Origin of the sequence: Paenibacillus gansuensis (assembly GCF_042684925.1) — a bacterium.
Classification (GTDB): Bacteria; Bacillota; Bacilli; order Paenibacillales; family DY6; genus Paenibacillus_N; species Paenibacillus_N gansuensis.
Genome location: NZ_JBHUME010000008.1, coordinates 190,441 through 208,131 on the forward strand (window position 1 = coordinate 190,441; position 17,691 = coordinate 208,131).

Annotated in this window: 20 protein-coding genes; 3 read left to right on the forward strand and 17 right to left on the reverse strand. The window is 51.4% G+C overall.

The features are described from left to right. The first annotated feature begins 41 nt into the window (after positions 1 to 41). Positions 42 to 803 (forward strand): HAD family hydrolase, encoded by a 762-nt coding sequence (locus ACFSUF_RS13045; RefSeq protein WP_377603348.1) that lies wholly within the window; start codon positions 42 to 44, stop codon positions 801 to 803. 71 nt (positions 804 to 874) lie between these two features. Here ACFSUF_RS13045 and phoU read toward each other — a convergent pair whose 3' ends face one another. The 5 genes from phoU to ACFSUF_RS13070 form a co-directional block, all read right to left on the reverse strand. Then, on the reverse strand, positions 875 to 1,537 hold the full coding sequence (phoU, locus tag ACFSUF_RS13050) for a phosphate signaling complex protein PhoU (protein WP_377603349.1): 663 nt from the start codon (positions 1,535 to 1,537) through the stop codon (positions 875 to 877). A gap of 23 nt (positions 1,538 to 1,560) precedes the next feature. Next, a complete protein-coding gene (pstB, locus tag ACFSUF_RS13055; RefSeq protein ID WP_377603350.1) occupies positions 1,561 to 2,313 on the reverse strand; it encodes a phosphate ABC transporter ATP-binding protein PstB in 753 nt (250 codons plus the stop codon). 39 nt (positions 2,314 to 2,352) lie between these two features. After that, complete coding sequence (pstA, locus tag ACFSUF_RS13060; RefSeq protein ID WP_377603351.1) at positions 2,353 to 3,219, reverse strand: phosphate ABC transporter permease PstA; 867 nt, start codon at positions 3,217 to 3,219, stop codon at positions 2,353 to 2,355. Then, complete coding sequence (gene pstC, locus ACFSUF_RS13065) at positions 3,219 to 4,136, reverse strand: phosphate ABC transporter permease subunit PstC (RefSeq protein ID WP_377603352.1); 918 nt, start codon at positions 4,134 to 4,136, stop codon at positions 3,219 to 3,221. The genes pstA and pstC overlap by 1 nt, the downstream gene beginning before the upstream one ends. A 112-nt stretch (positions 4,137 to 4,248) precedes the next feature. Further along, the gene (locus ACFSUF_RS13070) at positions 4,249 to 5,244 is read right to left on the reverse strand and encodes a PstS family phosphate ABC transporter substrate-binding protein (protein WP_377603353.1); all 996 of its coding nucleotides are present in this window, start codon (positions 5,242 to 5,244) and stop codon (positions 4,249 to 4,251) included. A gap of 282 nt (positions 5,245 to 5,526) precedes the next feature. On the opposite strand from ACFSUF_RS13070, the gene ACFSUF_RS13075 reads away from it, so the two are divergent. Then, the gene (locus tag ACFSUF_RS13075) at positions 5,527 to 7,281 is read left to right on the forward strand and encodes a methyl-accepting chemotaxis protein (protein ID WP_377603354.1); all 1,755 of its coding nucleotides are present in this window, start codon (positions 5,527 to 5,529) and stop codon (positions 7,279 to 7,281) included. Positions 7,282 to 7,369: 88 nt separating this feature from the next. On the opposite strand, the gene ACFSUF_RS13080 is transcribed toward ACFSUF_RS13075, so the two are convergent. From ACFSUF_RS13080 to ACFSUF_RS13100, 5 genes are all read right to left on the reverse strand, one after another. Then, positions 7,370 to 7,522, reverse strand: coding sequence for a hypothetical protein (locus tag ACFSUF_RS13080; RefSeq protein WP_377603355.1), 153 nt, complete (start codon positions 7,520 to 7,522; stop codon positions 7,370 to 7,372). Positions 7,523 to 7,643: 121 nt separating this feature from the next. Next, positions 7,644 to 8,231, reverse strand: a complete 588-nt coding sequence (locus ACFSUF_RS13085; protein ID WP_377603356.1) for a peroxiredoxin — start codon at positions 8,229 to 8,231, stop codon at positions 7,644 to 7,646. A 34-nt stretch (positions 8,232 to 8,265) separates the two neighbouring features. Next, complete coding sequence (locus ACFSUF_RS13090) at positions 8,266 to 8,511, reverse strand: glutaredoxin family protein (protein ID WP_377603357.1); 246 nt, start codon at positions 8,509 to 8,511, stop codon at positions 8,266 to 8,268. 23 nt (positions 8,512 to 8,534) lie between these two features. After that, positions 8,535 to 9,494: a thioredoxin-disulfide reductase gene (trxB, locus tag ACFSUF_RS13095; protein WP_377603358.1), complete on the reverse strand. Its 960-nt coding sequence runs from the start codon at positions 9,492 to 9,494 to the stop codon at positions 8,535 to 8,537. Between the two features lie 124 nt (positions 9,495 to 9,618). Further along, positions 9,619 to 9,855 carry a hypothetical protein gene (locus tag ACFSUF_RS13100; protein ID WP_377603359.1) on the reverse strand — a complete coding sequence of 79 codons (237 nt, stop codon included), beginning with the start codon at positions 9,853 to 9,855 and terminating at the stop codon, positions 9,619 to 9,621. A gap of 173 nt (positions 9,856 to 10,028) precedes the next feature. Between ACFSUF_RS13100 and ACFSUF_RS13105 the strand changes: the two genes are divergently transcribed. Beyond that, positions 10,029 to 10,910: an AraC family transcriptional regulator gene (locus ACFSUF_RS13105; RefSeq protein WP_377603360.1), complete on the forward strand. Its 882-nt coding sequence runs from the start codon at positions 10,029 to 10,031 to the stop codon at positions 10,908 to 10,910. Between the two features lie 25 nt (positions 10,911 to 10,935). Here the strand turns inward: ACFSUF_RS13105 and ACFSUF_RS13110 are convergent, their stop codons facing one another. The 7 genes from ACFSUF_RS13110 to ACFSUF_RS13140 all read right to left on the reverse strand — a co-directional run bounded on the left by ACFSUF_RS13110 (position 10,936) and on the right by ACFSUF_RS13140 (position 17,437). Beyond that, on the reverse strand, positions 10,936 to 11,580 hold the full coding sequence (locus ACFSUF_RS13110) for a DUF2306 domain-containing protein (RefSeq protein ID WP_377603361.1): 645 nt from the start codon (positions 11,578 to 11,580) through the stop codon (positions 10,936 to 10,938). Positions 11,581 to 11,668: 88 nt separating this feature from the next. Next, positions 11,669 to 12,448, reverse strand: coding sequence for an HAD-IIA family hydrolase (locus ACFSUF_RS13115; RefSeq protein WP_377603362.1), 780 nt, complete (start codon positions 12,446 to 12,448; stop codon positions 11,669 to 11,671). A gap of 12 nt (positions 12,449 to 12,460) precedes the next feature. After that, positions 12,461 to 15,118 carry a PAS domain S-box protein gene (locus ACFSUF_RS13120; protein WP_377603363.1) on the reverse strand — a complete coding sequence of 886 codons (2,658 nt, stop codon included), beginning with the start codon at positions 15,116 to 15,118 and terminating at the stop codon, positions 12,461 to 12,463. Between the two features lie 123 nt (positions 15,119 to 15,241). After that, positions 15,242 to 15,403, reverse strand: a complete 162-nt coding sequence (locus ACFSUF_RS13125) for a hypothetical protein (protein ID WP_377603364.1) — start codon at positions 15,401 to 15,403, stop codon at positions 15,242 to 15,244. A gap of 39 nt (positions 15,404 to 15,442) precedes the next feature. Then, complete coding sequence (locus ACFSUF_RS13130; RefSeq protein ID WP_377603365.1) at positions 15,443 to 15,667, reverse strand: hypothetical protein; 225 nt, start codon at positions 15,665 to 15,667, stop codon at positions 15,443 to 15,445. A gap of 110 nt (positions 15,668 to 15,777) precedes the next feature. Then, the gene (locus tag ACFSUF_RS13135) at positions 15,778 to 16,155 is read right to left on the reverse strand and encodes a hypothetical protein (RefSeq protein WP_377603366.1); all 378 of its coding nucleotides are present in this window, start codon (positions 16,153 to 16,155) and stop codon (positions 15,778 to 15,780) included. A gap of 22 nt (positions 16,156 to 16,177) precedes the next feature. Further along, positions 16,178 to 17,437, reverse strand: coding sequence for an MFS transporter (locus tag ACFSUF_RS13140; protein ID WP_377603367.1), 1,260 nt, complete (start codon positions 17,435 to 17,437; stop codon positions 16,178 to 16,180). Positions 17,438 to 17,691: the final 254 nt, after the last annotated feature.

The window sequence follows — 17,691 nt, forward strand, 5'->3', positions numbered from 1 at the left end:
GCATAGTAGTGACAAGTAACGAAAGGAACGGAGGCTTTGCCATGCCCAAGAATCATGAACTCCCCCGGAAATTTGTATTAGAGGACAAAAAAGTGCTGCTGTTCGACCTGAACGGCACCTTGCAGGATGAGGAAGCGACCGGGCGTGCCTGCCTGAAGGAGGTATTCTCGGAATGGACCGGACGGTGGCTGGATGAGCAGGGCTCCCAGCTTGATCTGCTGTGGTCCGGCTTCCAGAACGCCCGGGCCAAGCACGTCCGGGAAGAACCGGGCCAGCGGCTTCAGCTGGCCCTCCTCGGCGCGGTCCAGGCCGCGCAGCTTCCGCTGCCGAACATGGACGGCATCGTCAAGCACATGGCCGCGCGCTACCGCAAGCTGCGCGCGGAAACGGCTTTGCCGCACGACGGCATGCCGGAAGTGCTGGCCCGCCTGGCCGGCCGCTACACGCTGGCCTGCGTGAGCAACGGCACCCGCGCGCGAACGGCGCAGCGTCTCCAGCTGCTGCAGCTGGAGACGCTGTTCCCGCCGGAGCGGCGGTTCGACGCGGAGACGCTGCGGGCGCGCAAGCCGCTGCGGCGATTTTTCGCGCAGGCGCTGCGGAGCCTGCGCGTGGAGCCGCACGAGGCCGTCGTCATCGGCGACTCGTGGCGCCGCGACGCGGCGGGGGCGGCGGCGTGCGGAATCGACGCCGTATGGCTCAACGTTCGCCGCGCCAAAAAGCCTTCCCAGCCGCTGACGCGGGGGAAGGCTGTCATTGCGGAGGCGGAGTCGGCCGGGGCGCTGGCACGCCTGTTGGGCCTCTAGAAAAACCAGAAAAAAGGGCTGTCCTAAAAGGTGTGAGATGATACCCACCTTTCGGGACAGCCCGCTGTCTTTTATGCATTCAAGTCAGGACGTTTTCCTTTGACAAGATAAACGACATTCTCGCCGATATTCGTCGCATGATCCGCCATCCGTTCCAAGTACCGGCTGACAAAGCACAGAAGCATCACCTGATTGATATCGCCTGGCTTATCAGACATGTACACGAACAATTCTCTTAAGATTTGGCTGTGCAAATGATCGACCTCATCGTCCATTTTAGCCATCTTGTAAGCGAGATCGACATCCTCCTCAACATAGGAAGTAATGGCGTCCGTAGTCATCAGCTGGGCGATTTCCGCCATCCTCGGGATGTCCACCAGCGGCTTGATCAGGCTTTGGTTGCCGATGCGCAGCGTGACTTTGGCGATATCCACGGCAAGGTCAGCCATCCGCTCCAAATCGCTTGCCATCCGGAAAGCAATAATGATCCGCCTTAAATCTTTAGCGACCGGCTGCTGTGTAGCAATCAGCGTCGTACCCATATGCTCAATCTTTTCTTCATACTGGTTAATGTCATGATCATGCTCGATGACTTGGCGGGCAAGGTCCAGGTCCGAATCCTTCAAGGATTTCACGGAGTCCAGAATAGCTTTCTCCACTTCCTCCCCCATATTCATCAGTTCCTGCCGAAGCTCTTTCAGCCTTAAGTCAAACTGTTCCCTGTTTGTTGGCATGGCGGGAATCCCCCCTTCTAAGGTTAACCGAATCGGCCTGTAATGTAATCTTCCGTTCTTTGATCCTCCGGATTGGAGAACAGCTTCACCGTGTCGGCAAACTCGATGACTTCCCCGTTCAGGAAGAAGGCGGTTTGGCCCGAAACGCGGGCAGCCTGCTGCATATTGTGCGTAACGATAACAATGGTGTAATCTTTCTTCAGTTCCTGGATTAACTCTTCTATTTTCAGAGTTGAGATCGGATCCAGCGCTGAAGTTGGCTCATCCATCAGGAGAATTTCCGGATTCACCGCAAGGGCCCGCGCAATGCACAGCCGCTGCTGCTGCCCGCCGGACAGGCCGTAGGCGGATTTCTTCAAATAATCCTTTACTTCCTCCCATAATGCGGAGCCACGGAGGCTCTTCTCCACAATCTCATCCAATTCGGACTTGTTGGTAATTCCGTGGATTCGCGGACCGTAGGCTACATTATCATAGATGGACTTTGGGAAAGGGTTTGGCTGTTGAAACACCATTCCAATGTTCTTGCGAAGCAATTCTACATTCACGTCAGGATCATAGATGTTCGTGCCATTGATGTTGATTTTGCCGTCGATCCGTACGCCTTTGATCATATCGTTCATGCGGTTCAACGTACGAAGCAAGGTCGATTTCCCGCAGCCGGAAGGCCCGATAAACGCTGTAATCGACTTTTCCGGAATCGACATGTTAACCTGTTTCAGGGCATGAAACTCCGTATAATACAAATTCAAATTTTGAATCTCAACGATAGACATCCCGAAGTCCCCCTAGAATAAGACAAAATAGATAACAGCTTACTTTCTTTGATATTTGTTTCTAAGAAAAATAGCCAGTGCGTTCATAGTAAGCAATAGAATCAGCAGCAAAATAATACCGGCCGCCGCGACATTCTGGAACTCTTCCTTAGGCTGATTGGACCAGCTGAAGATTTGGATCGGCAGCACGGTAAACGGGCTGAAGATGGAGTTCGGCAGAAATGCAATATAAGAAACGGCCCCGATCATAACCAGCGGTGCGGTCTCTCCGATCGCGCGGGACAAAGACAGGATCGCTCCCGTTAAAATGCCGGGAAGTGCGGAAGGCAGCACGACTCTCACCACCGTCGTCCACCGGTTTCCGCCAAGGGCGTAGGATGCATGCCTCAAATTCATCGGGACGGCTTTAATAGCTTCCTGTGACGCAACGATAATGATAGGAAGCACCAGAAGCGTCATCGTCAACCCGCCGGCCAGAATGCTCCGCCCAAAGTCGAAGTACCTCACAAAAATAGTTAAGCCCAGCAATCCGTATACGATCGAAGGGACACCGGCCAAATTGGAGATGTTGATCTGGACCACCCGGCTGAACCAGTTGTTTTTAGCGTACTCCTCCAAATAGATAGCCGTCGACACCCCGATAATAAATGTAAGCGGCGTTACGATCAGCATCAGCCACAAGGTCCCTACCAGGGCTGTCTTAATCCCTGCTTTCGCAGGAAAGCGGGAAGAGTTGCTGGTTAGAAACTGCCAGTCCAGATAACCGGCCCCTTTACGCAATACGTCAAAAAGCAGCAAAGCAAGAGCAATAATCCCGATCAGTGTACAGAGGAAGAACAGCACATGAACCATCTTGTTCGTTGTTCTGCGCTGCTGAATCCGGCGCGTCTCTTTGGAATGTGCCATTAATAAACCTCCCTGAACTTTCTCGAGATATACCCCGCTAGAATATTCATAAGCAATGTGATGACAAACAGCACCAAACCTACGGCGTAGATGGTCTGATATTCTACCGATCCTGCCCTGACGTCACCAGAAGCTACGGATACAATGTAGGCGGTAAGCGTCTCGATACTGTCGAGCGGATTTAACGACATCCGCGGCTGAAGCCCTGCTGCCAGCGTAACGATCATGGTTTCGCCTACCGCCCTGGACAAGCCCAGCACGAAAGAGGCTACAATCCCTGAGAACGCGGCGGGGACGACGATTTTGACGGATGTTTCCAGTTTGGTGGAGCCTAGAGCGTAAGCCCCGTTTCTTAACGAAGCAGGCACGGAGGCCATAGCATCTTCACTTAAAGAAGAAATCATAGGGATAATCATAATACCCACTACAATTCCCGCACTGAGCGCATTGAATATTTCCGTTTGCGGAATAATCGTCTGCAAAATCGGAGTGACAAAGGTCAAAGCGAAAAATCCGTACACGATCGTTGGAATTCCTGCAAGAACTTCAAGAATCGGTTTTACAATCGCACGCACCCGGTTCGGGGCATATTCACTCAAATAAATCGCGCTTCCTAAGCCGATAGGAAGTGCTACGATACTTGCAATGACCGTAATCATCAGTGTTCCGGTGACCAGCGGCAGCACCCCGAAGCTCTTCTCCGAGAACAGCGGCGTCCACTCGGTACCTGTCAAAAAGTCCAAGATGGGAACATGCCTGAAAAATCCTGCGGATTCCGTCAGCAGGATCACTACGATCCCAATTGTAGTTAGAACGGAAATCCCCGCGAACAAAGCGAGAACGATCGGCATAATGAAATCCATGGAAAAGTACGATTTTCTCTTTTTCAGATCGACTTTGGAGTTGGAACGCGGCATAAACGACACCCCTGACTGCAATGTTTATTGGTTACAAATCGATAACCGTGGCCCCTGCTCCTGCACGAGCTGGATAGCCACGGTTCATCGCTTGCATTTACTTTACTTCCATTTATTTCAACTGGTCAAGGTTCTTCTGATAGTCTTCGGCAGGAAGCTTAATATATCCTACTTCTTCAACCAGAGTTTGACCTTCTTCGCTGTTATAGTATTTCAAGAAAGCCGCAATTTCCGGTTTAGCCAAAGCGCTCTTCAAAGGGTAGATGAAGATCGGTCTGGACAATGGCTTGTAGGAGCCGTCACGGATCGTGTCCACCGAAGGAGCAACCGCCGGGGCATTTGCATCGGCTTTAATACTCACGGCTGTAAGCTTCTCTTGGTTCTCTTCGTAGTAAGCGAATCCGAAATAACCCATTGCGTTCTTATCGCCCGCTACGCCTGTGACGAGGACATTGTCATCTTCAGACGGAGTGTAATCTGTGCGGGATTCGTTCTTCTTCCCGTTGATTTCTTCTGTGAAATATTCGAACGTACCGGAAGAAGTACCTGGTCCGTACAGCTTGATCGGTTCTTTAGGCCAGTCAGCGCGAACATCGCTCCACAGCTTTACCGTGCTGTCTTTTTGCCAAATTTTCTTAAGCTCGTCTACTGTAATCTCTTTAGCCCAAGTGTTCTCTTTATTTACAACAACCGTGATTCCGTCAAGTGCGATCGGCATCTCAACGACTTCCTGGTTTTTCGCTTTCAGATCAGCAACCTCTTCGTCTTTCACGTGGCGGGATGCATCGGCGATATCGATTTCACCGTTAATAATTTTTTTGAAACCGGTAGAAGTTCCGCCTTCCCCGACAGTTACATTCACGCCGTTGTTTACCGCCATGAACTCCTCAGCTACAGCTTGTGTAATCGGAAATACAGTAGAAGAACCGTCAATGCGGATTTCGCCTTTCAGATCAGCTGCTTGTTCCGTTCCCGTATTATTTCCACCTGCTGCCGTATTGCCTCCAGCCGTGTTGCTTCCCCCGTTGTTACCGCAAGCCGCAAGCGTGAACGCCAGTACTGTTGACGCCAGGACGATGGATCCTTTACGCAAAACGTTAGTAAACAAATTGATCACTCCTATTTTTCTGTTTAATTTGTAACACAGTTGTAATCTTACCGCTTGTTTGTTTTCGCTATTTAAAAGTTTTGTAAAGCCTATGTAAAATCGTGTCGGACTTTTCTCAACACTACCGGACTACGCTGTAAGAATACAAACATGATTCGACAAAAATTTACCTAACTTTAACAAATCTGAAGATTGTATTTAATATGTACATCTTATACTTGTCCTACTCGCAATCAGTCAGAACATACAAAATACATAGCAAGGTTATTGGGGGAGAAAGGGATGCAAGGAGTTGTTGGTTTAGTTGCTTCATTTAAAGCGAGGCTGATCTGGAGTTTTATTCTGATTGTCGGCATTGTGGCAGGCGCCTCCTATTTACAGATTCAGGAGGTCAGGGCGATCAAGCAGCAGCTGGCCGGGCAGAACCGGGAAACGGCCAAGAAGATACAGGCTCTGGAGCTGAAACAGAACCTGCAGGTGCTGTTCAATATTTCAACGAATCTAATTTCCACACAAAATCTGGACTTGGAGCAGGACTTCCGGGATAACACCGAGGCGTTTCAACGCAGTGTCCAGCAGTTATCCGGCAGCGCGGCGACCCCGAAACAGAGGAAGCTTGTACCGAAACTGAATACGGTCTCCCAAGAATTCATAGCTAATTTTGATAAGGCCGTCGCCATGCTGAAAGACGAAAGCTCGGATCCGCTGGCCGTGATTGATGAAATGAACGCCGCAGGCGAACGGACGAAGGCACACAGAGAGTATATGTTTCAGATCGTCGATGAATTTTACCGGTCTTTCTCGGCAACAGCCTCGGCGGCTGTCGCCAAATCGGATCAACTATTGGATTCCACTGTGGGAGCTACCACGACAACTTCGGTTATCGTTCTTATAGTCTGTACAGCTGTGGCCGTGTTGCTTATCGCTTCATTCACCAGGCCGATCGGCAGACTTCAGGATGCCGTGAAACAGGTTGCCGCCGGTGATTTTACAGTAAAGCTGTATTCGTCTTCGCAGGATGAGCTGGGGATATTAAGCCGGGATGTCGATCATATGATTGGCCAGGTCAACAAAATGATGGGGGCCGCCCATGCCATCGCCTCTTCTTTATCTGCCGCTTCGGACCGCTTCCGCAGCTTTTCTACGACTACGGCTGCCGCTAATGAAGAGATTATCCGGGCTATCGATGAGATCTCGCGCGGCGCGGGCGAGCAGGCCTCCCATACCGAACAAAGCGCAGAACTTATCGTAGGCATGCAGCAGGAGATTGACCTCATCACACGTTACACGGATCAAATGAAGCAGATGAGCATAGCTGCGAATGAAACTACCCGCAGCGGATCGGAAGCGGTGGGCTCGCTTACGCGGTCCGCACAGCAAACCGACGCCGTATTGGCCGAAGTGTTCCAATCGCTTGAAGCCCTCGGCGCTTCCTCCGTACGTATTGAACAAATCGTAAATACCATAACGGACATTTCCAACAGGACGAATATCCTTTCTTTAAACGCAGCTATTGAAGCCGCAAGAGCGGGCGTTCACGGAAACGGGTTTGCAGTCATCGCAGAAGAAGTCCGACAACTGTCCGGGCAGACGAAGGAATCTTCCGCTGCGGTTTCCCTCATTATCAGATCGTTATTGGAACAGCTTGGCGGCCTTCAGTCCCAAATGTCCGAAGCAAGGAACCGCTTTCAAGCTCAGACCGGGAAAGTAAGTGAAACTATGCTTGCGTTCCAATCCATACATGCTTCCATAGAGACGTTATCGTCGCAAATGGATCGGATCGGGCATCAGGTCGCTGAAGCCAAGGAAAAGAACGGCAAGTTGACTATTTCCGTTCAATATGTTGCTTCCATCGCTGAGGAAACGGCGGCCGGAGTAGAGGAAGTCAACTCCGCGTCGATTCAGCAGGATGAAGCCATCCGCAGTATTGCCGGACAGGCAGAAGAAATCAACAGCTTGTCCGCGCGTTTGTTCGCCGAATTGAGCAAGTTTCGGATCGCCGGGAATAGCGCGGAAAAGGAACGTAAAAGTCTCTAAAATTGAATCTTCGCAGACAAATGGAAAGGGGCTGTCCATGAAGGTAAAAAGTTACCTTTATGAGCAGCCCCTTGGTGTTATGCGAGAATCAGTCTTTTTCGGGATTTTGGGATTGTCGGGTTTTCCACTCTTCTGCCTGAGGTTCAATATCCTGCCCCTTCTTCAACTTTTCCTCTTGTTCTTTGGAGTTGTTTTTACGATCCTCCTGGTTTCTTGCCTGAGCCCCGGTTTGTTGTGTCATGATGTTCATCCTCCTTGAAAGTGGTATGTAAGTACATACCCCAATCGGGAAGGCCGCAAACAATACGAAGCCCGCCCTGCCTGCGTAGGCTCGGACGGGCTTGATATGTTGGAACAGCAGCTTACAATGTCTTCTGTCCCGGTCTCCAGTTGGCAGGGCATAAGCCTCCGGCCTGAAGCGCTTGAAGGATACGCAAAGTCTCATCAACGCTGCGGCCTACGTTCATATCGGTCACCACTTGGTAACGAAGGATGCCTTCCGGGTCAATGATGAACAGCCCGCGGTGAGCCGCTCCGGATTCTTCATCCAGAATGCCGTAAGCTTCGGCCGTTTCTTTATGAATATCGGATGCCATCGGATACTTGATTTCACCGATGCCCCCCTGGTCTCTTGGCGCTTTGGTCCAAGCACGGTGCGTATGCACGCTGTCGACAGAAGCTCCGACGATTTCACAGTCCAGTTCGCGGAACTGCTCATATGCATCGCTGAATGCCATAATTTCCGTCGGGCAGACAAACGTAAAGTCGAACGGCCAGAAGAATAAAATGAGCCATCTGCCGCGGTAATCCTCTAAGGCTACCGTTTCTTCCAGCGTCTCCATGTTACGGGTAGACAGCATTCGAAACGAAGGTGCCGGACGGCCGATTTTCGCGGCGGATGCCGGAGTCTGTCCTTTTTCTAGTAAAAGTGTATTTTCAGTTGTACTCATATCGTATAGCTCTCCTCTCCATGTACCGATGATATCAGGATGTCAGCGCAGCAAGCGCCTTGTTCAGCTGTGTCTGGTTGAAGCCAAGGATTTTCGTCTCGCCGATCACCGTCACGGGAACCGAACGCATGCCTGTGTTCCATAGTTCTTCCGCAAATTTCTCGTCAGTGTCGATATTGCGCTCTTCGAACGCTACATTATTTTCTTTCAAATAATGTTTGAGCTGCCCGCAGTAATGGCAGTGCGTGCTGGAATAAACGATAACTTGTTCTTGGGACATTGAGAATCTCTCCTTCTTTTGTTTTAGACAGTGACGCTCTCTCTATGAGCCGCTTCAACTTCCTCAAGGTAACGTTCGCAGTCCAATGCGGCCATACATCCGCTGCCGGCAGCCGTAATAGCTTGGCGGTACTTATTGTCCTGAACATCGCCGCAGGCAAATACGCCCGGGATATTCGTTTGGGAAGTGCCTGGATTCACAACGATATATCCGTGATCATCCGTAGTGACCTGCCCGCCAAGGAAACCTGTGTTCGGCGTATGTCCGATGGCGATGAAGATCCCATCCGCTTCGAGCACTTCTTCTTCGCCTGTGTCGTTGCGGCGCACTTTCAGACCGGTCACACCTTTCTCTCCTGCTATTACTTCAAGCGGCGTGTATCCCAGGCTCCAGGAGATTTTGCCGTTGCCGCGGGCACGGTCTTGCATGACCTTGGAAGCACGAAGCTCCGTACGGCGGTTTACGATGCGGACTTCCGAAGCAAAGCGGGTCAAGAAATTCGCTTCTTCCATAGCGGAGTCCCCGCCTCCTACGACGATGATCTTTTTGCCGCGGAAGAAGAAACCGTCGCAAGTGGCGCAGGTGCTGACGCCCCGTCCGACATTATCCTTCTCCCCCTCAATTCCAAGGTACTTCGCGGAAGCACCGGTCGAGATAATCACGGATTCCGCAATCAGCTCTCCGATTCCTTCTACGGAAAGCTTGAACGGCCGCTCGGACAGATCGATCGAATTCACCCAGCCCGTCTTGAATTCCGCACCGAACCGTTCCGCTTGTTTCCGCATATTATCCATCAGTTCCGTGCCCATGATTCCATCGGGGAAACCGGGGAAGTTCTCTACCTCCGTTGTCGTGGTCAGCTGTCCGCCAGGCTGAGGCCCCTCGATAATGAGCGGATTCATATTTGCCCGCGCCAGATAGATAGCTGCCGTCAATCCGGCAGGTCCTGTGCCGATAATAATAGATTTATAGTTGTTGTTCATGTTCCTTCACCTTGCCTTTTTGTTTTGGTTTTTTATTATAAAAAAATCATACCAGCCATGCCAAAACGCTGCATGAAGGTATGATGAAGGAAAGATGAAGGTTTCATGAAGAAGGATCGGGCGGTTAGTCCTCAAAGCCGGTGTGATATTTTCGCTCGCTGGAAGAACGGTGTTTGGTCCCTTCTTTGTCTTTTTCCTCTTCCTGCTCCAGCTTCAAGTCTTCTAAAGGAATCGGGTCCACATGCTGCTCGCTCTGAAACAGGTCGTGCAAACTCGGCTTGTCCGAAGGCAGCTGCTCCGGATTGTCGCGCTTCCCTTGTTTCGGGGGCAGGGAGTCTGTCTTTTTGCCGGATTCAGTCATAGATACACTCTCCTTTTGGGGTTGTACTCTGTTTATACCTTCCTGCCGGACAGTTCAAACGGGTTTCTGCTTCATATAGATAGAAAATCAAAGCGGTTCCTATGGTAAAATAAGCATAAAAAAAATATACCCGGTACACTTGTAAGCATGTTCGGGAAGGATGAGGCTTAGCTATGAAACGGCATATCGAAATATCAACGGGCGACGGTTTCTTCGAGCCCGGCATACCTGTTTATCTTAACCGTGTGCGGGAATCTTTCAGCATGTATGAACATGCTCATGATTTTGTGGAAATCACATATGTTTGCGAAGGCGCCGGCATGCATTATATAGGACATGATACGGTCCAGGTCAGCCGGGGAGATCTGTTCTTCCTTCCCATCGGCGTCTCGCATGTGTTCCGGCCTGTCTCGCCGAGGAACGACCGTCCGCTGGTCGTATATAACTGCCTGTTCCCCTCGGAAGTGTTGGCTGAGCTTACCCGTTTCTACGGCATGGAACCGGCCATTGCAAGGCTCTATGAGCAGTTAGGTGCCGAACAGCGCTGGCTGAAAGTACATGACCGGCAGGAAGAAGCGCATCGGCTTTTTGGAAGTATGTTCCAGGAGTATACGTTAAGGAGTCCGGGCTTTATGCCGGTGTTGTATGCGGATATTGTAAAGCTTCTTGTATGGATGTACCGGAGATGGAACAGGGCCGGTGAGCCTGGGTCTCTGCCCGCATCTGCGCAGCTGGAGGAACTGTTGTGGACCATCCGCAGAGACTGTCATCTGCAGTATTCCGTTTCGGAGGTTTCCTCCACCTTGAACGTTGGGGATAGGCAGTTTACCCGTTTGTTCCGCAAAGCGGCAGGAATGAGTTTTTTGGAATATGTCCAGAATGCGAGGATTGAGCGAAGTATGGACCTGTTAACCTCCACTGTACTCACCGTAAGGGAGATTGCACTGCAGACAGGGTACCAGGATATTAAATTTTTCAACCGTTTATTCAAAAAGAAAACAGGCCTCAGCCCTACCCAGTTCAGGAAACAGGCACTGGGCCATGCCTCGGTGTAGACAGTCGTCGGGACGATAGGTGCGCTTACAGACTTTTACGCCTGAGACGGATCAGCCACTGGGCCGCCAGCAGGTTTACGGCTATACTTCCATAGATGCCTGCCGTATAGGAAACATAATAATCTAGTCCAAAGCCTTGATGTGCAATCCGGTGAACGGCATGAATAATGAAGTTCGTGTAACAGAACATGTAGCTGCGCAGCATCCAGTCCCCATGTTCCCGGACGTTTCCCCGCCGGATCGCAAGCACCGCCAGCAGCGTGAAAACAAACCATATGATATTTATTGCATTGAAGGCAATGCTGTTAATTTTTCCACCTGTCGCATAGGGAGCCATATACCCGGAGCTCAGGTTAACGATAACGGTGGATAGCACATACAGATAGCCGTTCCAGCGGTGAAGCTTGCGGAAACGGTCGGCCCGCAGCAGGGTAAGGGCTGCCGTCCCCGCTGCCATCGCGGCAGCTGCCGCGATGACATGCACATGCATGACGGTAAGCCATACCGGGAGGCGGAGTTCCCGCTTCAGTCCGGTTTTGCGGCTGAGAAACTCCTTCGCTTCGGGGTTGGATATCAAGTTTTCGTAGACCGAATACATTAAAAAAACCGACACTGTAAGCCAGATCAATAATACGGCTGTGCGTCGGAAAAAGGGCGTGTTTCCGCTCATTTGCCGGCTCCCGTTCTACATAAGTTGAAAGTGTTGGTTCCGTCTTGTTGTCGGCCGGTCATCGGGAACGCCGAATCTCCGTGCTCAGCTATAACGATAACAGAACTTGAATCGACTCCAGCACATAATCCGGCTTCCACTCGCTGGCAGCCGCATCCTCCCGCGTGCTCGAGCCGGTCAGCACGAGCGCCGTGCCCATCCCGGCCATCTTGCCGAGGCCGATGTCCGAAGGCAGACTGTCGCCGACGACAAGGCACCGCTCCGGCGGCAGCCCCAGCACGGCAAGCGCCGCCTCGGCCATCAAGCGCGACGGCTTGCCGATAACGACATCCGGCTCCTTGCCGGTCGAGTACGCGATCGCGCCGATCATGCCGGCGACATCAATCGAGTCCCCGGCGTCGCCGGGAAACATCCGGTCGCCGTTCGTGGCAATGATGCCGGCGCCGTGCCTAACCGCGCGAAATGCCTCGTTCAACTCGGCGTACGTCAGCGTCTCATGCAGCGTGATGACAAGCCACGCCGCCTCTTCCGGCTTCGGAGCCAGCGGCACGCCGTGCGCCGCCAACTCCTCCGCCAGTCCCTGCTCACCGAGGATCCACACGGCTTCGCCCGGATGGCGTTCCCGGAGGTACATGCCCGTCACCGTGGAGGTGAGCAGAATTTCTTCGGGACGGATATCCAGTCCCATCCCGGTCAGCTTCTCGTGGCACATGCGCCGGGAAATATTCCCCCGGTTGCTTAGGAACACAAGGCGCTTTCCCTGATCTTTCAATCCGTGCAGGGCCGTATTCGCCCCTTCGATCATCTGCTTTCCCCGATAGACGGTCCCGTCCAGATCAATTACGTACCCGTCATACTGCTCCAACATTGCTGTTCCTCCCTACTCCGTTCCAAGGTCCATGTATACCGCCCCGCGTACCGGCTGAAACTGGCGAATCAGTTCAGCAATCCGGTCGCTCTTCACAGGTTTGCTGAGATATTCGTCCATCCCGCTTGCCAAATACTTCTCCTTGTCGCCTTTCAGCGCATTAGCGGTAACTGCAACTATATAAGGACAACTTCCCACCGGAAGTGCGTCCTTAATGGCTTTCGCCGCCTCCACTCCGCCCATCTTCGGCATCTGGATATCCATAAATATCAGGTCGAACCTGGCTGCCAGAGCGGCGCTCACAGCTTCCTCGCCGTTCTCCGCCACGGTCACCTCATGCCCCATTTTTTGCAGCATTTTCGTCAGCACGATCTGATTGATTTCATTATCTTCCGCAATCAGGATGCGGAGCCTTTGATTCCTGTCAACGAGCGGCTGAAGCGAGTTTTCTTCCGGTCCCACCGCCGGCGCTTCTTCCGCCTGGAAACAAGCGGTAAAGACAAAGGTGGCCCCAGGCCCCCTCGCGCTTTCGACCCAAATATCCCCGTTCATCAGCTCCACCAGCTTTTTGCTGATGGCAAGTCCGAGGCCGGTCCCTTCCGTTTTGCGCGTCATAAAGTTATCCAATTGGTAAAAAGGTTCAAACAGCCGGTTCAGCTTCGAGTCCGGAATCCCGACTCCAGTGTCCTTCACCGTAAATTGGAGCGAAAGCGGCTGATCGGTTCCGGCCGCAGGCTGAACTGTAACCAGAATGCTTCCATTATCCGTATATTTCACGGCATTGCCAAGCAGATTGATCAGCACCTGCTTCAATTTCTGCGGATCGCCGATCAGCCGTGCAGGTATCCCTCCGGCAATCTCCGCCTTCATGTCGACTTTCTTGTCCATCGCCTGAGGCGTCATCACATCCAGAGTCTCCGCAATCAGCTGATGCAGGTCGAACGGCTGGGTATGCAGCTCTGTTTTCCCGGCTTCAATTTTGGAAAAATCCAGAATATCATTGATCAGATTGAGCAAGGTATTTCCGCTTTTACTGATAATCTCTACGTATTCTTTCTGCTGTTCATCGAGTTCCGTCGTGTGAAGCAGAAGGTCCGTCATCCCGATGACACCGTTCATCGGCGTGCGGATCTCATGGCTCATCATGGCCAAAAAGTCGCTTTTGGCCTGATTCGTCCGTTCAGCCGCTTCTTTGGCTACCATAAGCTTCTTCTGTTCGGTAATATCTTTGGCAATAATATAGTAACCTACATATTCCGAATGAATGATGATCGGCGCAATCGTCGTAAGAATATCGGCCGTATGGCCGTCCCGGTGCGTAATCTGGTCCGTAACCCTTTCTGACAAATCATCGGACCCGCATTCAGACAGGATTCGTTTAAGATGATCTACTCCCGTAAATTTGGAGAAATGCATTCCGACCATGTCTTTAATGCAGACACCCGTTAATTTCTCCGCCTTGTCATTGGCATTCAGAATGTTCCCTTCCAAATCCAAAGAGAACACCGCGTCATGATTGTATTTCTTCAGCGAAGTATAGCGCTCTATCGTTTCTTGCAGCTTAAACTCGACGATTTTGCGTTCGGTAATATCCTGAACGGTCCCGCTGATCCTGTAAGGGCTTCCATTCCCGTCCATCGATGGAATTCCACGAATATGCAAAAACGCAGTTGATCCGTCCGGTTTGCCGCTGCGGAGCTCCAGGCTGATAGAACGGCCTAGATAAGCCTCGCGGATCTGAGCCGCAATCTTCATCCGGTCGCTTTCCGTAAACTGCAAAAAGATGTCCTCAGGGTTTAGCGCCCCCTCCTGCTTTTCCATATTCAGAATGTGATACACCTGCTCCGAGACAGTGAATGTGCCTTCCTTTACATCCCACTCCCAGCTTCCGAGCAATGCGATCCGCTGTGCTTCAGCAAGCCCTTCCTCATGCTTCTTGCGTTCCGTGACATCCCTGCCGATACCTAAAATAAGTTCAAGCTCGCCTTGGCTGTTTCTTACCAGTTTCAGGGTGGTTTCAATCCACTTATAATACCCTTCTTTATGCCGTACCCGGTATGTAAACCTGGCTTGATCCGACAAGCTGCAATCCAACGCTTTGGCCAGATCGTCAGGATGGTACAGATCGGAATTCATCGTTCCTATAATATCCTCCGGATTGTATCCAAGCACATCCGCGATAGAGGGCGAACAGTACCGGACAATGCCGTCCGGCGTAATATAAGAGATCATATCTGCCGCGTTTTCCACAATCATTTGATACATGGCTTCCACCTCAAGCAGATGCTGCTCTCTCTCCTTCGGTTCCGTAATGTCACACATATGAAAAATATAATGGAGAGGTTCTCCCTCATGATTCTTTACTGCCGACATATGCACCGCAGCCCAAATGATCCGGCCGTCGGCATGCAGACAGCGGATCTCCGCGGAGGACTTCGCCAGGTTTCCGGACTTTAGTTGTTCCAACTCCCTCTCTTCCTTCATCACATCCTTAGGATGAATGAACTTGAAGCAGGATTCTTGAAGCAGCTCTTCCTCCCTGTATCCCAATAACTCGCAGAGAGCCCGGTTAACTTTTATCCAAGAACCGGTAAGGGATACGATCGCTATTGCTATAGGCGCATGCTCATACGCTTGTTCTAAAAGTTTAACATGATCCAGCTGCTGCATGCTCTGCTCCTCCAGTCGTGAACTCTACTATAATGTTAGTATACAGAATTGTACCGGTTAGAAAATAGGAGGACGGGGAAAAAAGGCTGCCATCGGCAGCCTTCCGGCGGCAATAGACAGCCTTTAGATCCTGTTTTTCGCTTCCGCCTCCAGCTTCTGCTGCTTAGCCCTTGTGTGCTCGGTTTCCCCGATGATGAAGCCGGGACGTTCATGAGGCTGCAGGTCCTCCAGCTTCGATCTTGGATTGCCGTCTGTTTCTTTTATTGTCCTTCGGTTGTCAGTCACGCGGTATAACCTCCCTTTCACGGGTGTTAGTATATGCATTTACTGTGACTTTAAGCCGGGAAACCTGGATTCCAGAAGGTCTGCAAACTCATCGTAAGCACGATGTAACTCGGAAATCGTGAGCAGTTCCGGTGCGTTGGCGCGTTCTTCTTCCGTATGCATGCTCAATATCCCCTGAAGCCCTTCCCTATTTTTCACAACGTCCTGATACGTCTCATTTAATTTTTCTATGACAACGCCGATCAGCATCTGATATTGTTCCAATGGTTCCACCTCATTTTTACCCAAATCATAGCACAGCTTACCACTTTGAAACTGAAAAATTATTTCCTTGCCTGGGACGACTCCTGTCTAGCTGCAGCGCCGCCGTTCTTCTATGGATGCAATCGTGCTCTTTCCGTTTCTTTTCGCTTATTGAGGCTTAGTTTAATATAAACGTTCGTTAGATCATTCCGCGGATTGTCGAGCAGCAGTTTTTCATTATTGAGATGGATATGCTCGATCCCCCAGCTATGAAAGTTAAGTTTCCCGTTATACTCCAATCCTTCCAGTGACAAATCCCCCGCGTATTGAAAAATGCCCTTTTCGTCCTGAAGCAGTAAATCCAGCCTTTTCGAGCTGATATGTACACTAAGGAGAAGCTGTTCGGACATCGTGATCAGCATCGTGCCTGCTTTCACCCCAAGGCCCAATTTGTGCCAGTGCCCGGACACGGACTCCGCCAGCGTGTAATCTTCCGGAAAATCATTCATCTTTATTCCTCCTTACCGGCTGTTATGCCTCCAATGCCCCTGTCTCATTTCCTGCGGGATGATCGGTTTGGTCCGGATCGGTTCCTTTCGTTTCTTTGGCAAAAAAGAGCACTGCCATTGCCCCGATCACTATGGCAATGAAAAAGATCAGGAAAATCGAGGTTACCGGAATGTTCCCGGCTACCAGCAATCCTACCAAATATGGACCGATGATGCCACCGATCCGCCCGAAGGAAGCCGCCATCCCTACACCTGTCGATCGGACTTCAGTCGGGTAGAGCTCAGGGGTATAGGCATACATCCCTCCCCAGGCGCCGAGATTAAAAAAGGACAGGCAAATTCCGGCTGCCATCAGCATCCCGTGAGAGTCCGCATTGCCGAACCACAGCGCGCTTACCGCCGTAAGCAGCAAGTAGGTCACCAGCACGAATTTTCGCCCAAGCTTCTCGATAAAATAAGCCGCGGTAAAATAGCCCGGCAGCTGGGCCAGCGTCATGATGAGTACATACTGAAAGCTTTTGACCAGAGTAAAACCTTTCAATACCATGACGGAAGGGAGCCATAAAAACATCCCGTAATAGGAAAACACAACGGTAAACCAAAGGATCCACAGCGTGATGGTTGACTTCCGATACGCAGGCGACCATATAGAGGCAGCTCTTTCACGGAACGACAGCTTTGGATTGCGCTTTCCTGTAAATTTGGGCGGATCTTGGATAGCGCGCCTTAAATATAAAGCGTAGAGTGCGGGGACAGCCCCAATGGCAAATGCGGCACGCCAGCCGAAGACGGGAATGACAAAATAGGCGATCAAAGCAGCAACGATCCAGCCCGCTGCCCAGAAGCTCTCCAGCAGGACCACGGCACGCCCCCTATCCTGCGGCGGAACGGATTCGGACACGAGGGTGGAAGCCACGGGCAGCTCACCTCCCAAGCCAAATCCGGAAATAAACCGGAGCAGGCATAGAACGGCAAAGCCGGTGACTAGTGCGGACAAGCCGCTCGCTGCCGAGAAAATCAGAAGCGTCCATAGCAGGACGGCACGGCGGCCGTAACGGTCGGCCATGGAGCCGGCCACCGCCGCGCCTACAGCCATGCCAACAGAGTTAATGGCAGTGAACAGGCCGATCTGCTGAGCCTGCAAATTCCAGTCCACTGCTAAAGCCGCGGCGATAAACGAAACGATGCCGATATCCATCGCGTCGAACATCCAGCTGAGTCCGGCGCTTAGCAGAAGCTTCCTCTGTTTCGGCTCCCGCCATAATGCAGTTGAGTTTGCCATCTTGTTCAATCTCCTTCCCTAAAAGATTGTCTTGATAAATGCAGCCATGTCCAGCCTGCTTGTCATGTTAAATGCTAATGTGCTAACTTACCCTAGGTTTGTGAGCTTCTAACCATATTTTGCTTCCTGCAGGGGATTGTATCCGTTATACGAACAAAATGTTATAAAACAACCCCGGCACCTGAAAGGTACCGGGGTTGTGTGCTGCAGCATGTGCTTACCAACGCAATCTATAGCTTAGCATTATCGCCGAT